The following is a 14,072-nucleotide window of genomic DNA, read 5'->3' on the forward strand; positions in this document are numbered from 1 at the left end:
ACGGCTTCTACGGTGTGTCCGTCAAGGGCAAGTCGACCCCGCTGGTGCGTGGCAACAAGATCTTCGGCAATGTCTACGAGGCGATCCGCGTCCGCGAAGGCGGTGGCGGCACCTACGAGAACAACGATCTGACCGGCAACACCGCCGGGGCCTTCCGGATCGAGGCGGACGCGGGCAACGTCATCCGCCGCGGCAACAAGGAATAAGCGGTCCTCACGGACTGTCACGGCGCCGCCCCTTCGGGGGCGGCGTTTTTCTTTGCCCTTGCATTCCCGCGCGTGATGCGGTTCCTGCCCAACAAGACAAGCAAGGGGATGATCATGAAAGTGCGCGTGCATGTGATGCTCAAGGACGGTGTTCTGGATCCGCAGGGTGAGGCGGTGCGCCATGCGCTTGGCGCCCTCGGCTTTGACGGGGTCGGATCGGTGCGCCAGGGCAAGGTGATCGAGATGGATCTCGCCGATGGCACCTCCGAAGCGACCGTGGGTGAGATGTGCGAAAAGCTGCTCGCCAATACCGTGATCGAAAGCTACCGCATCGAGGTCCTGTGATGCGCGCGGCCGTCCTGAGCGAGTACCAGGCGCCGCTGAGTATCGAGACCCGACCCGATCCCTCCTGTCCGGAGGACGGCGTCGTGCTCAAGGTCCTGGCCTGCGGTGTCTGCCGCTCGGACTGGCATGGCTGGATGGGCGAGCACCCGCGCGTGAAACCGGGCGCCATCGGCGGGCATGAATTCTGCGGTGAAGTGGTCGAGGCCGGCCCGCGCGCGCAATTCGCGGTGGGCGACGTCCTTGTCGCGCCATTCCTCCTGGGGTGCGGGACCTGCAACGATTGCCGGGCCGGGGCGCAGCATACATGCAACGACATGGTTTATCCGGGCATCGGTTCTGACGGGGCCTTTGCCGAATACGTCGCCGTGCCGCGCGATTTCAACCTGTCGCGCCTGCCCGAGTTCATGACGCCGCGCACCGCCGCCGGGCTGGGCTGTCGGGTGATGACGTCGTGGCACGCGCTGACCGACCGCGCGGCGCTGCAGCCGGGCGAATGGCTGGCGGTTCACGGAACCGGGGGCATCGGGCTGGCGGCTTTGCTGATCGGCAAGGCGATGGGCGCGCGGGTGATCGCCGTGGACGTGGTGCGCGAAAAGCTGGACCACGCGCTGGCACATGGGGCTGACGCGGTTGTCGATGCCTCTGACGGCAAGGCGCACCGGGCCATCAAGGAACTGACCGGCGGCGGCGCCCATGTCTCGATCGAGGCGGTAGGCATCGCGGCCACGACCAATGCCTCGATCAAGTGCCTGCGACCCCTGGGGCGCCATGTTCAAGTCGGAATGCCCATCGGCCATACGGCGACGATGGAGATCGACATGAACGGCATCTTCATGAAGAATCTCGCCGTTTACGGGTCGCGCGGAATGCCGCCCTGGCGTTACGAACAACTGTTCAGCCTGATCCAGTCCGGTGCGGTCGACATGGCGCCGATGATCGGACGCGAGATCGGCCTGGGCCAGGTCTCGGACGAACTTGCCGCCTTCAACGGGCCGACGCCGCCGGGCGTGGCCGTCGTCACCGATTTCACCGCCTGACACTCACCGCCTGACAAGGAGCGTGCTGATGAAAGCTGCCGTCATCGTCTTCCCCGGGTCCAACTGCGACCGTGATCTTGCCGTTGCCTTCGAGAAGGCGGGCCTGCAGGTGCAGATGGTCTGGCACAAGGACACCGAACTGCCCGCGGGTATCGACCTGGTTGGCATCCCCGGCGGGTTCTCCTTTGGTGATTACCTGCGCTGCGGGGCCATCGCGGCCAATGCGCCCATCGTGAACGCGGTCAAGGCTCACGCGGACCGGGGCGGATACGCTCTTGGGATCTGCAATGGCTTCCAGGTGCTGACGGAAACCGGCCTGCTGCCGGGGGCGCTTCTGCGCAATGCGGGCCTGAAATACATCTGCCGCACCGTCGGCCTGCGCGCGGAGGGTGCCAGCATCTTTACCGAGGGCTATGGCCGTGGCACCGAGATCGCGCTGCCCATCGCGCATCATGACGGCAACTATTTCGCCGACGAGGCGACGCTTGACATGCTGGAAGCGGATGACCGCGTTGCCTTTCGGTATACCGACAACCCGAACGGGTCGGCGCGGGATATCGCGGGTGTGCTGTCGGCCAACCGGCGGGTGCTGGGCATGATGCCGCACCCCGAACGCGCAAGCGACGCGGCGCATGGCAACGAGGATGGTGCGCGCCTTTTCGCCCATCTGGCAGGGGCCCTGACCGCCGCCTGACTTGAGGGTGCGGCCCGCGCAGCCTATTCTGGGCGGCATGGCATCGAATGGCACCAGAACCGGACTGCGTCGCGCCGGCCCGTTCTCGGGCCGTGCGCGCATTGCGCTTGTCCTGCTGTTGCTGGAGGCCGTGGGAACGGTCTGGGTCACGAACTGGCTGCTGACCGACCGCTTTACCGAGTCCGTGCGCAACCGGGCCGAACTGCGCCTTGCGCTCTATTCCGGCAACCTGATTTCGGAACTGCGCCGCAATGCCATCGTGCCGCAACTCCTGGCCCGTGACCCGGCACTGATCGCCGCGCTGAACGCGCAGGATTACCGGCAAAGCTCGCAGCGGTTGATTTCCTTCGTGGACGAGATCGGCGCCGCCTCGTTGATGCTGCTGGACCGCGACGGGCGCACCGTGGCCGCGACAGACCGCAACCGCTTGGCCGAGTCGCACCGCGAGGCGGCCTATTTCGTCGATGCTCTGCGCTCGAACACCACGGTCTTTACCGCGCTCCCGCAAGAGACGGGCAACTTCAGCTTTACCTACGCCCGGCGCATGGAAAGCGGCGGTGAGACGGTCGGTGTCATCATGGTCGAGGTCGACCTGGCCAAGTTCGAGCGTGCCTGGGCCGGGATCACCGATGCCGTCATGGTGACCAACTCCGAGGGGCTGATCATCCTTGCGACGGAACCGCGCTGGCGCGGGCTGACGCCGACGGATGCATTGCAGCGCCAGCCCGCCGAGGGCGCGATCGAACGCGCCATCCGGGCCACCGCCGACTGGACCGCGCAGCAGGCCGACGCCTACCTGCGCGGCGAGGCGGTGATGCGGATCGACGGGCGCATTCCGTTCCGGGGCTGGACGCTTGTGACCTTTACCACCTATGCCAGCGTGCGCGAGCGGGTGAACGCCGTTTTGGCTCTGGAAATCATGGGGTTCGCTCTGTTGGCTGCCCTGGTCTTTTATGCGCTGTCGCGCAAGACCGCGATCCGGATGGCACTGTTCCAGCGCGACGCCACCGAACTGCGCGCCCTGAACGCCCGCCTCAGCCGGGAAATCGCCGAACGTGAGCGGGTACAGAAAAACCTTGCCGTTGCGGAGCAATCTCTGGCCCAGTCCTCGAAACTGGCGGCCCTGGGCGAAATGTCCGCTGCCGTCAGCCACGAGTTGAACCAGCCGCTGGCCGCGATGAAGACCTACCTGGCCGGCGCGCGCCTTCTGCTGCGCCGCAACCGCCCGGACGAGGCGTTGAGCGCCTTTCACCGTATCGACGACCTGATCGAACGCATGGGGGCGATCACCCGCCAGCTCAAGAGTTTTGCGCGGAAAGGCCAGGAACAGCTCAGCCCCGTCGACATGGGAGAGGCGCTGGCCTCGTCGCTGGCGATGATGGAACCGCAACTGAAATCGCGCCGCGTGAAGATCACCAAGATCCTGCCGGAAGCGCCCGTGCGCGTCATGGGGGACCGGATGCGGATCGAGCAGGTTCTGGTCAACCTCTTGCGGAACGCGCTGGACGCCACCAAGTCCGTTGATGACCCGCAGGTGGACATCATCCTGGCTGCGGGCGAAACCGCGACACTGACCGTGCGCGACAACGGAACCGGGATCGAGGACCTCGATGCGCTCTTCGAGCCCTTCTATACAACCAAGCAGCCGGGCGATGGCGTGGGCCTCGGTCTGGCGATTTCCTCGGGCATCGTGTCCGAACTGGGCGGGCGTCTGACCGCCCGCAACGGAGAGGACGGCGGTGCCGTCTTCGAGATGCAACTGCCCGTCTTGAACGAATCCACAGAAGCAGCGGAGTAAACTGCCAATGGCCAACGCAATGAAAATCGCCATCGTGGATGACGAACAGGACATGCGCCAGTCGATCAGCCAATGGCTGGCCTTGTCCGGTTACGACACCGAAACCTTTGCCAGTGCCGAAGAGGCGCTGGGGCGGCTCAACGCGGATTTTCCGGGCATCGTGATTTCCGACATCAAGATGCCGGGCATGGACGGGATCCAGTTCCTCAAGAAGTTGATGGGCACGGACAGCGCGCTGCCGGTCATCATGATCACCGGTCACGGCGACGTGCCGATGGCGGTCGAGGCGATGCGCATCGGGGCCTTCGATTTTCTAGAAAAGCCGTTCAACCCGGACCGCATGTCGGAACTGGCGAAAAAGGCCACCAATGCCCGCCGCCTGACGCTGGACACGCGCGCGCTGCGCCGGGAACTGGCAGACGGCAGCCAGATCATGTCCAAGCTGATCGGCGCCAGCCCCGCGATGGAACGCCTGCGCGAAGACATCCTGGACCTGGGCCAGGCAGACGGCCACGTCCTGATCGAAGGCGAGACCGGCACCGGCAAGACGCTGGTGGCCCATGCGCTGCACGCGGTCGGCGCCCGCGCTGGCAAGAAATTCACCCTGGTGCGCTGTGCCGCAATGGACGAGGACGCCCTGACCCGGCGCCTGTTCGGCCCGATGCAGCCCGAGGATACACGCCTGCCTGCCATGGAAGAGGCGCGCGGCGGTACGCTGGTGCTGGAAGACATCGAGGTCCTGTCGGACGCGGCCCAGGCGCGCCTGCTGAACGCGATCAACGACGAGGGTACACCGCCCGAAACGCGCATCGTTGCCATTTCCAACCTGCAGGAAGAGGGGCGCACCTGCGAGCAGGCGCTGCGTGCGGACCTCTATTACCGGCTGGCAGCGCTCAAGATCACCGTGCCACCGCTGCGCGCGCGGGGCGAAGATATCCTGACGCTCTTCACCCGGCTGTCCGAAAGCTATGCAGAGGAATACGGGTGCGACGCCCCCAAGGTGTCGGCACAGGAGGCCGCCCAGCTGTTGCAGGCGCCCTGGCCGGGCAATGTGCGCCAGCTGATCAACCTGGCAGAACGCGCGGTGCTGCAATCGCGGCGGGGGCAGGGGACCATTGCCTCTCTCTTGATGAGCGACCATGACGACATGCAGCCGGTCATGACGACCGAGGGCAAGCCGCTCAAAGAATATGTCGAGGCCTTCGAAAGGATGCTGATCGACAATACCATGCGGCGTCACAAGGGGTCGATTTCGGCGGTGATGGACGAATTGTGCCTGCCGCGCCGGACCCTGAACGAGAAGATGGCCAAGTACGGACTGGCCCGCGCCGACTATCTCTGAGGCCCGCGATGGACCGCGCCCCGGATCTCGACAGCTTTTTTGCCGACGCGACCTGGGGCGAGGTTCTGTCCGCGCTCCGCGCCGTGCTTGCCGGGACAGAACTGGGCGAGACCCTGAAATGGGGCGCGGCCTGTTATACCTTTGGCGGGTCCAACGTGGCGATCCTGGGCGGCTATTCCGATGGCTGCCGGCTGGCCTTTTTCAAGGGCACTTTGATCTCGGATCCGGAAGGTGCGTTGATCCTGACCGGTCCGCGATCCCGGGCGTCGAAGTACCTGCGGTTCCAGACACCAGAGGAGGTTGCCGACCGCGCCGATCAGGTCCGCGACTATGTCGCGCGGGCCATCGCCGTGGAGAAAAGCGGCGCCAAGGTCGATTTTGCCAAGGATGACCTCGACTATCCCGAGGAATTGACCGAGCGCCTGGAGGAAGACGAGGCGTTTCGCGCGGCTTTCGAGGCGCTGACACCGGGACGGCGGCGCGGCTATGTCCTGCACTTCTCGGATGCCAAACAGTCCCGCACCCGCGCGGCCCGGATCGAGAAGCATCGAGAGCGGATCCTTGCCGGCAAGGGAATGCACGACAGGTGACGCGCAGGCGGATGCGAGGCCGCCAGTGAACAGTCGGTTTCCATATTGGGTCTCGCAGCCTGTTCAAATAGCCGTTACTCTACTTTTACGAGTGTGGTGCGTCTGGGCCCCGGTTAGCCCGTAACCGAACTGGCAAACGGGAACATCATATGTCTTCCAATCAATCGACCCCTCTGGGCCGTTTCCTTGACTCTGACACCTTCGACTTCGGTCGATCCGTTGAAGTGATCGGCATGAATGGCCTGACATTTCTTGATGCCCTTGGTGCTGCCAAGGGTGGCAACGGAGGCGGAGGCGGAGGTGGCGGGGGGAAACCCGACAAGCCTGGAGACGGTGGGGATGGCGGTGACGGAGGCACGCTCCTTGGCAGCTACACCTCCGGCTCTCAGGACGGGACGGGCTTTAATGTCACCATCTATTTCAGCGGAACATGGACGGAGGCGCTGCAACAGGCCTTTATCGATGCTGCGGAACTGATCTCGGACATCATCACAGGCGATATTACGGACGTTCGTTACCGCGGCGAAACGATCGACGATATCGTGATCGAAGCGACGCTGACCGATATCGACGGTCCGGGCTTGACGCTGGGACAGGCCGGACCGACCGTCATCCGTACAGCGACCTACCTACCCGCGATGGGTATCATGGAATTCGATATCGCCGACGCTGCAAACTACGATGCGCAGGGTCTGTTCAATGACATCGTCTTTCACGAGATGATGCATGTCATCGGATTCGGCACCATGTGGGAGCTGATGGGGCTGGTCGATGTCGGACAGGACGGCAGCCAGACTTTCAACGGGGTCAACGCCAACCTGACATTCGACCTGGAGTTCAGTGCCTCCGCGCTTCTGTCCATCGAGACGGAAGGAGGGCCGGGCACGGCGGGCGGTCACTGGAACGAGGACGGCGCCGATGGTTTTGCCTTCGAGAATGAGATCATGACGGGCTATATCGATGGCACCAACTACCTGTCCAACACCTCTGTCGCCGCGTTGGAGGATATGGGATACGAGACGATCTGGGACGCCAGCGATCCGACCGGAGCCACCGACCTGATCGACACGACCATATTCACCGACGGATTGTTTGCCTGAACGGCTGTCGGTCCTGCGCTGATGAACTGCATGACCTGCACATGAAAACCCCCGGAAAGCCGATGCTTTCCGGGGGCTTTTTCAGGCCGAGCGCGGTGCCCGGTCTCAGTGTAGCAGGCGGCCCATCGCGGCGGCGACGTCGGCCATGCGCGCGGAGAAGCCCCATTCGTTGTCGTACCAGGCCAGCACACGCACCATGCGCTTGCCGACGACTTTGGTCTGGTCGGGGGCGAAGATCGACGAATGCGTGGTGTGGTTGAAGTCGATCGAAACCTTCTGTTCCGGATCGTAGGACAGCACGGCACCCATGCGGCCTGCGGCGGCCTCTGCCACCACCTCGTTGACGTCTTCGACGGTCACGTCGCGCGAGGCATAGAAGGTCAGGTCGACGGCCGAGACATTGGGCGTCGGCACCCGGACGGCGGACCCGTCGAGCTTGCCCTTGAGGTTCGGCAGCACCTCGCCCAGGGCTTTGGCGGCGCCGGTCGAGGTCGGGATCATCGCCATTGCCGCGGCGCGGGCGCGGTAGAGGTCGGCGTGGCGGCGGTCCAGTGTCGGCTGGTCGCCGGTGTAGCTGTGGATCGTCGTCATGATGCCGGATTCGATGCCGATGCCCTCGTCCAGCACCTTGGCCAGCGGAGCGAGGCAGTTGGTGGTGCAGGACCCGTTCGAGATCATGGTCTCGCCCTTGACGAGGTCACGATGGTTTACGCCGTAGACGACCGTGCGCTGCACGTTCTTGGCCGGCGCCGAGATCAGAACCGATTTCGCGCCACGGTCGAGGTGGGCGTTGGCCTTCGTGCCGTCGTTGAATTTGCCGGTGCATTCGAGCACGACGTCGCAGCCGCTCCAGTCGAGGTCGCCCATCTCGTAGGAGGACATCACGTCGATGGGGCCGCGGCCCAGGTCCAGCGCCTGGTCCTTGACCGTCACGTCGCCGGGAAAGCGGCCGTGGATGCTGTCGTAGCGCAGCAGGTGGGCATGTGTCTCGATCGGCCCGGGGGCGTTGATCTTGACGACCTGGACGTCGTTGCGTGCGGACTCCGCGATATGTGCCAGAGTGCAGCGGCCAATGCGGCCAAATCCGTTGATCCCGATCGTGACGGTCATGCTCGCCTCCTGAAAATTCCTGTCGGCTTCCGTATACGGAGGCCTTCTGCATCTGCAAAGTCCATTAACCGTTGAGGAACAGCATGTTAGCGGTAAACGTGGCAAGGATTCGCGTGGTGGCGCTAACCCTCCGATCTCGTTTGCGGTAACCTGGGCGGGAACAACAGGGGATATCCGCCGTGCAGAGATGGAACAACCTTGCCAGCCTTGCCGGACGCGTGCTGATCGCGGCGCTTTTCCTTGCGGGGGCGGTGCAAAAGGCCATCGATTCGGCCCCGGCGGGAGAGATGCTGGTGAATTGGGGGCTGCCCTTTGGTCTGGTCTGGGTCGCGATGGTTTACAACCTCGGGGCGGCGGTGGCACTGATCCTGGGGATTGCCCTGCGGCCCGTGGCCCTTTCCCTGGCGCTGTATTGCATGGTGACGTCCTTCTTTCACCTGATCCCGGAGGACCCCTGGCAGATGAGCATCTTCGTCAAGAACTGGGCCATTGCGGGCGGCTGCCTGGTGCTGGCCGGGCAGGGTGGCGGGGCGTGGCGCTTGCGGTTTGCGCCCTAGGGGGTAGGTTCGCGATAAACAGGTTGAGTGGGGGCGCGGTATGAGCGGACTTTTGGCACTTCTCGATGACGTTTCGGCGATCGCCAAGGTGGCGGCGGCCTCGGTCGACGATATCGGCGCGGCGGCGATGAAAGCCGGGTCCAAGACCGCGGGCGTCATCATCGACGACGCGGCGGTGACACCGAAATACGTGCAGGGGTTCGAACCGGCGCGCGAATTGCCGATCATCTGGCGGATCGCGCGGGGGTCCCTGGTCAACAAGCTGGTGTTCCTGATGCCGGCGGCGCTGTTGATGGCGGCCTTTGCGCCCTGGCTTGTCTGGCCCTTGCTGATCCTGGGCGGTTGCTACCTGTGTTTCGAGGGGGCCGAGAAGATCGTGCATGTGTTGATGCCCCACGACGACCATTCCGGCGGGCCTGACGGCAGTCATGACGTGGGCGATCCCACGCACCTAGAAGAGGCCAAGGTCAAGGGCGCGATCAAGACCGATTTCATCCTGTCGGCAGAGATCATGGTGATCTCGCTCTCGGCCATCGAGGCGCCGAATTTTGCCATGCAGGCGGCCACGCTGGCGGTGGTTGCTGTGCTGATCACCTTTGCCGTCTACGGTGCGGTCGCCATCATCGTAAAGATGGACGACGTGGGCCTGTGGCTGAGCCAGCGGGGCCGCCTGGGCGCGACGCGGGGCTTTGGCCGCGCCATCGTCAAGTTCATGCCCTGGCTGCTGAAGGCGCTGGCGATCATCGGCACGGCGGCGATGCTCTGGGTCGGCGGGCACATCCTCACCAATTCACTGAAGGAAATGGGATGGGGCGTGCCTTATCAGACCGTGCACGACATCGCGCATTCCATCGGCCAAGGCGATGCGCTGCTGGAATGGGGGGTGACGGCCGGGATCGACTTCGTGATTGGGTTCCTGGCCGGGCTGATCCTGATTCCCATCGGCACCAAGCTGGTTGCGCCGATCTGGGGCCGGTTCTTTGGGGAAGGTGACGCCAAGGCGCACTGAACGAATACCGGGCAAACAAAAAAACGGCGCGCCCGAGGGCGCGCCGTTTGTCGTTTCCCCGTAGTCGTCGGATCAGGGCTGCATCGCCGTGGTCTCGTCGAAGGCGGCGGTAAAGCCCTTCAACGAGGTCGCCAGCGGAATCGACTGATTGCGATAGAAATAGGGGACGATGTTGATCACGGCCTCCTTGCCGGCCTTGAACTGCGAGATGACCTCTTCGGTAAAGCCGACCTGCGCGGTACAGCCCAGTCGCGTGCAGACTGTGAAGTCATACTCTTTGGATTCGCGGCCATCGACCGAGATCCGCAGCCGGTGGCGCAGCGACGTTTCCAGCGGCACGGTGATTTCCCCGACCGCAACGATCTGGCCACTGTTCTCGACGCGGTTGATGACGACCTGGGCGATTTCGTTGCCTTCTCCGTCGTCGAGCATCTGGATCATCCGGCAGACTTCCGCGTCTTGGGCGTTCTTGATGCAGTTCAGCGTCCAGTCGTCGTAGACTTCCTTGACGTAGGGGACGTTCTGGGCCGGTTTGCCGGTGTCGATGCCGGGATCGGCGGGCGGGGTCGCCGGATCGCCGCCGTCGGCGGATTGGGCATAACCCGCGCCTGCGCCCAGCGAGGCGATCAACGACAGTAGGATAAGCGGTTTCTTCATGATGTCCTCTAAAATCCGGTCATTTGCCTGACTTGTCGATTAGCACGCACCGGACCGACTGTCAGGGAAGAAATCCGCCGTTCCGCCGCGGCAATGCGCGAAATGCCGCGCGCACCGGGCAGGGCCCGTTCGGGGGTAGCCCCGGGCAGGGCACTTGCAATCAAAAGGAAAGGGGCCCGTGGGCCCCTTTCCATTTCACTCCCTGTCGGACCGGCCGACTTTGTCATTGATCGTGACGCTACGAGAAGACTTGCGCTTGGTCAACAGTGATTTCCACCTTCTTTTCGCGTCAGTAGATGCATTTTTGCAGGAACAAAAAAGCCGCGCCCTAGGGCGCGGCCAGTCTGACAGGGAGGAAGTCTGCCCGGGACAGGAGAGGACATGTCGTCCCGGACCAGAAACACACTGGCATCAAATGGTTAAGGATGTATGTTCATGCCGTGCGAGCTGGGGGATCAAGCATGAACAAGTCGGTATTCGTGGGTGGCGCGGGCGAGGGCTATGGCGTCAGGCAGGTCCTGGACCTCGGTTATGCCAACCGGCACGGCCTGGTGGCGGGCGCCACGGGCACCGGCAAGACCGTCACCCTGCAGATCCTGGCCGAGGGGTTTTCCGCCGCCGGTGTGCCGGTTTTCCTCGCGGACGTGAAAGGAGACCTGTCGGGCCTGGCGGTCGCGGGCAGCGAAACCCACAAGCTGCACGGCGCCTTCATGGAGCGCTGCGCCAGGATGGGCTTCGACGATTTCGCCTATGACGCCTTCCCGGTCAGGTTCTGGGATCTCTTCGGGGCGCAGGGCCACCCGGTGCGCACGACCGTGACGGAGATGGGGCCGCTGATGCTGTCGCGCCTACTGGATCTCAGCGAGGCGCAGGAGGGCATCCTGAACATCGCCTTCCGCCTCAGCGACGAGGAAGGGCTGGCGCTGCTGGATCTCGATGACCTGCGGTCGATGCTGGTCTGGCTGGGGGAGAACCGCAAGGACCTGTCGCTGCGTTACGGCAATATCTCTGTCGCTTCCATCGGGGCGATCCAGCGGCGGCTGCTGGTGCTGGAGAACGAGGGTTGCGCGGCTTTCTTCGGCGAACCGGCGCTGGAACTGGGCGACCTGATGCAGGTGGCGCCGGACGGGCGCGGCACGGTCAACGTGCTGGCCGCCGATCAGCTGATGGCGCGACCGCGCCTTTATGCGACTTTCCTGCTGTGGCTCTTGTCCGAACTCTTCGAGGAACTGCCAGAGGTGGGCGACCCCGAGAAACCCCGGCTGGTCTTTTTCTTCGACGAGGCGCACCTGCTGTTCGACGACGCGCCCAAGGCGCTGGTGGACAAGGTCGAACAGGTTGCGCGCCTGATCCGGTCCAAGGGGGTTGGCGTCTATTTCGTCACCCAGTCGCCGGACGACATCCCAGAGGATGTGCTGGGCCAGCTTGGCAACCGGGTCCAGCACGCGCTGCGGGCCTTCACCGCGCGTGACAAGCGGGCGCTGCGGCTGGCCGCCGAGACCTACCGCGAGAACCCGGATTTCGACATCGAAGAGGCGATCCGCACGGTCGGCGTCGGAGAGGCCGTAACATCGTTTCTGGAGGCGAAAGGTGCGCCGGGGATTGCGCAACGCACTTTGATACGCCCGCCGTCCTCGCAACTGGGCCCGATCACCGATGCTGAACGCCGCGCCGTTCTGGCCGGGTCGGAGATGGCCGGGAAATACGACACGCCGGTCGATCGGGAATCCGCCCATGAAATCCTGCGCGCCCGTGCAGAGGCCGCCGCCAAAGCCGCCGAAATGGCAGAGCGTGAGGAGGAGGACGCCGAGGCCCGCGAGTATCGTGCGGCCCGGCGGTATTCCGGCACGCGCGTCAGCCGGTCGACCTCGCGCCCGGTACGACGCGGCAAGAGCTTTGGCCAGGCGATGGGCGACATGGTGATGAAGGAGCTGACCGGCACCACGGGACGCCGCATCGTGCGCGGCGTCCTTGGCGGGCTGTTCAAGGGGCGGTGATCCCGGTCAGAGGATGAAGTCCCCGGCGTCCAGCCCATGCACGTCCGCGAGTCGCAGCTCTGCCTCGGGCTGCATGTCTGCGTCCATGTTGATCTGCACGATGGTCGAGCCCGTCGGCTGTTCGGCCACCCGGACCTGGCCCGCACCCGAAAAAGGCGCGGTGCCCACGAATGTCAGCGCTCCGGCATAGAGCGCCGACAGGTCGATCAGGTCGAGCCCTTTTTCGAAGTCGAGGATCTGGTCGCGCAGGGCGCCGATTCCCATCTCGATCGTCGTGCCAAAGACAAAGACATCCGCATCGGGACCGCCGCTCAGGAAGTCCAGTCCATTCCCGCCCTGCAAGACATCCCGCCCTTCCTGGCCGCGCAGAACGTCATTGGCACCGCCCCCCAGCAAGGTGTCATTGCCGGACCCTCCGTCCAGCGTGTCGTTCTCGGTCCCGCCGTCCAGCAAGTCCGCGCCATCCTGTCCCACCAGGACGTCCTCCCGCGCGCCGCCCAGCAGCGTATCGTTGCCCGCGCCGCCGTTGATCGTGTCGGCGCCGATGTCGCCGGTGGCACTGTCGTCGCCGTCGCCGGCCAGGATCATGTCGTCGCCGCCTTCGCCGTTCAGGACGTCGTCACCCCCGCGTCCGACCAGGACATCGTTTTCGGTGCCGCCGTAGAATTCGTCGCGGAACGCTCCGCCGACCAGCGTATCGCTGCCGGACTTGCCGTAGACGGCGCCGTGTATGATTCCGTTTCCGATGTTCTCGACCCGGTCGTCGCCCCCCAGGAGGTCGATGCTCCCGAAGATCGTGCCGGAGTTGGCGATCTGGTCCGGCTCATAGCGGCTGGTGGTGATATAGACATCTCCGTCGGTGTCCGTCAGGGTGCCGTGATTGACGAACAGAAAGGCGCTTTGCGCCTGCACGTCCAGCCACCTGACAACCATGTCTCCGGTGTTCACAAGCGTCGAGTTCCCCCAGCCGGACATCACCAGGAGGGCGGCGTGGACCGTGCCGGAATTGATGAACGTGTTGTCATCGCTGCCAAAGGACCCGACGAGAATGCTGCCCCGTTCCGCATCCAGCGTCCCCGTATTGAGCAGCCGCACCTCAACCCGGTAGTCGTACGGCATCTGGAGCAGGTAGCCGCTGCTGCCGCCCAGGCTTATCGTGCCGTGGTTGTTGATCTGGACCAGGCTGTTCTGGGTCTGGGTCATCTGAATGACCGTGTTGTTGTAGGGGGCGAAACTGGTCATCGTTCCATAGTTGGTGATGACAGCCTGGGGGGCCTGAACCACGACACCTGTCTGGTCGGCCGAGATGGACCCCATGTTGACCAGTTGCGGTGCAGTCGGCGCATCGGCCAGGACAACGCCATCCCCGCCGGACACAGCGATGAACTGCGATCCGGACACCACGTAGCGGTCCCCATTGGAGACGGTGACCGTGGAGGTGACATTCCCGGTTTGAAAGATCGTTGCCATGTGAACACTCCTGGAGATCGCGACCGACGGGGCCAGCCTAGCAAACCGCTTGGGCGGACGGCTTGTTTCAGGTCAAGCCGTCGTCGCTTTTATCCGGTGGTTGGACTTCATAAGCCGGGGGCAGGGGCCCTAGAGCACGAAATCATCCGCTGTCAGCCCG

Annotated in this window: 14 protein-coding genes; 11 read left to right on the forward strand and 3 right to left on the reverse strand. The window is 64.2% G+C overall.

Going from position 1 to position 14,072, the window contains the following annotated elements:
- The 8 genes from PVW46_RS24455 to PVW46_RS24490 all read left to right on the forward strand — a co-directional run.
- A partial coding sequence (locus tag PVW46_RS24455; protein WP_274578074.1) for a right-handed parallel beta-helix repeat-containing protein occupies nt 1-206 on the forward strand: 206 nt, incomplete at its 5' end.
- Between the two features lie 114 nt (nt 207-320).
- Nucleotides 321-551: a phosphoribosylformylglycinamidine synthase subunit PurS gene (purS, locus tag PVW46_RS24460; protein WP_043139176.1), complete on the forward strand. Its 231-nt coding sequence runs from the start codon at nt 321-323 to the stop codon at nt 549-551.
- Nucleotides 551-1,588, forward strand: a complete 1,038-nt coding sequence (locus PVW46_RS24465) for a zinc-binding dehydrogenase (RefSeq protein ID WP_069208357.1) — start codon at nt 551-553, stop codon at nt 1,586-1,588. The genes purS and PVW46_RS24465 overlap by 1 nt, the downstream gene beginning before the upstream one ends.
- 28 nt (nt 1,589-1,616) lie before the next feature.
- Entirely contained in the window at nt 1,617-2,282 is a 666-nt protein-coding gene (gene purQ / locus PVW46_RS24470) for a phosphoribosylformylglycinamidine synthase subunit PurQ (RefSeq protein ID WP_043139042.1), read from the forward strand.
- Between the two features lie 37 nt (nt 2,283-2,319).
- Complete coding sequence (locus PVW46_RS24475; protein ID WP_274578076.1) at nt 2,320-4,080, forward strand: sensor histidine kinase; 1,761 nt, start codon at nt 2,320-2,322, stop codon at nt 4,078-4,080.
- Nucleotides 4,081-4,087: 7 nt separating this feature from the next.
- Nucleotides 4,088-5,422 carry a sigma-54-dependent transcriptional regulator gene (locus PVW46_RS24480; protein WP_043139039.1) on the forward strand — a complete coding sequence of 445 codons (1,335 nt, stop codon included), beginning with the start codon at nt 4,088-4,090 and terminating at the stop codon, nt 5,420-5,422.
- Nucleotides 5,423-5,430: 8 nt separating this feature from the next.
- Nucleotides 5,431-6,012, forward strand: a complete 582-nt coding sequence (locus tag PVW46_RS24485) for a YdeI/OmpD-associated family protein (protein WP_069208356.1) — start codon at nt 5,431-5,433, stop codon at nt 6,010-6,012.
- Nucleotides 6,013-6,245: 233 nt separating this feature from the next.
- Nucleotides 6,246-7,112: a leishmanolysin-related zinc metalloendopeptidase gene (locus PVW46_RS24490; protein WP_190285405.1), complete on the forward strand. Its 867-nt coding sequence runs from the start codon at nt 6,246-6,248 to the stop codon at nt 7,110-7,112.
- Nucleotides 7,113-7,217: 105 nt separating this feature from the next.
- Here the strand turns inward: PVW46_RS24490 and gap are convergent, their stop codons facing one another.
- On the reverse strand, nt 7,218-8,222 hold the full coding sequence (gene gap, locus PVW46_RS24495) for a type I glyceraldehyde-3-phosphate dehydrogenase (protein WP_069208355.1): 1,005 nt from the start codon (nt 8,220-8,222) through the stop codon (nt 7,218-7,220).
- Nucleotides 8,223-8,401: 179 nt separating this feature from the next.
- Between gap and PVW46_RS24500 the strand changes: the two genes are divergently transcribed.
- The gene (locus PVW46_RS24500) at nt 8,402-8,779 is read left to right on the forward strand and encodes a DoxX family protein (RefSeq protein ID WP_069208354.1); all 378 of its coding nucleotides are present in this window, start codon (nt 8,402-8,404) and stop codon (nt 8,777-8,779) included.
- Nucleotides 8,780-8,819: 40 nt separating this feature from the next.
- A complete protein-coding gene (locus PVW46_RS24505) occupies nt 8,820-9,788 on the forward strand; it encodes a DUF808 domain-containing protein (protein ID WP_069208353.1) in 969 nt (322 codons plus the stop codon).
- 72 nt (nt 9,789-9,860) lie between these two features.
- On the opposite strand, the gene PVW46_RS24510 is transcribed toward PVW46_RS24505, so the two are convergent.
- On the reverse strand, nt 9,861-10,445 hold the full coding sequence (locus tag PVW46_RS24510; protein ID WP_043139026.1) for an invasion associated locus B family protein: 585 nt from the start codon (nt 10,443-10,445) through the stop codon (nt 9,861-9,863).
- 461 nt (nt 10,446-10,906) lie between these two features.
- On the opposite strand from PVW46_RS24510, the gene PVW46_RS24515 reads away from it, so the two are divergent.
- The gene (locus PVW46_RS24515; protein ID WP_274578081.1) at nt 10,907-12,442 is read left to right on the forward strand and encodes a helicase HerA-like domain-containing protein; all 1,536 of its coding nucleotides are present in this window, start codon (nt 10,907-10,909) and stop codon (nt 12,440-12,442) included.
- A 6-nt stretch (nt 12,443-12,448) separates the two neighbouring features.
- On the opposite strand, the gene PVW46_RS24520 is transcribed toward PVW46_RS24515, so the two are convergent.
- Nucleotides 12,449-13,912: a calcium-binding protein gene (locus PVW46_RS24520; protein WP_069208351.1), complete on the reverse strand. Its 1,464-nt coding sequence runs from the start codon at nt 13,910-13,912 to the stop codon at nt 12,449-12,451.
- Nucleotides 13,913-14,072: the final 160 nt, after the last annotated feature.

Origin of the sequence: Mameliella sp. AT18 (assembly GCF_028807275.1) — a bacterium.
Lineage (GTDB): Bacteria > Pseudomonadota > Alphaproteobacteria > Rhodobacterales > Rhodobacteraceae > Antarctobacter > Antarctobacter albus.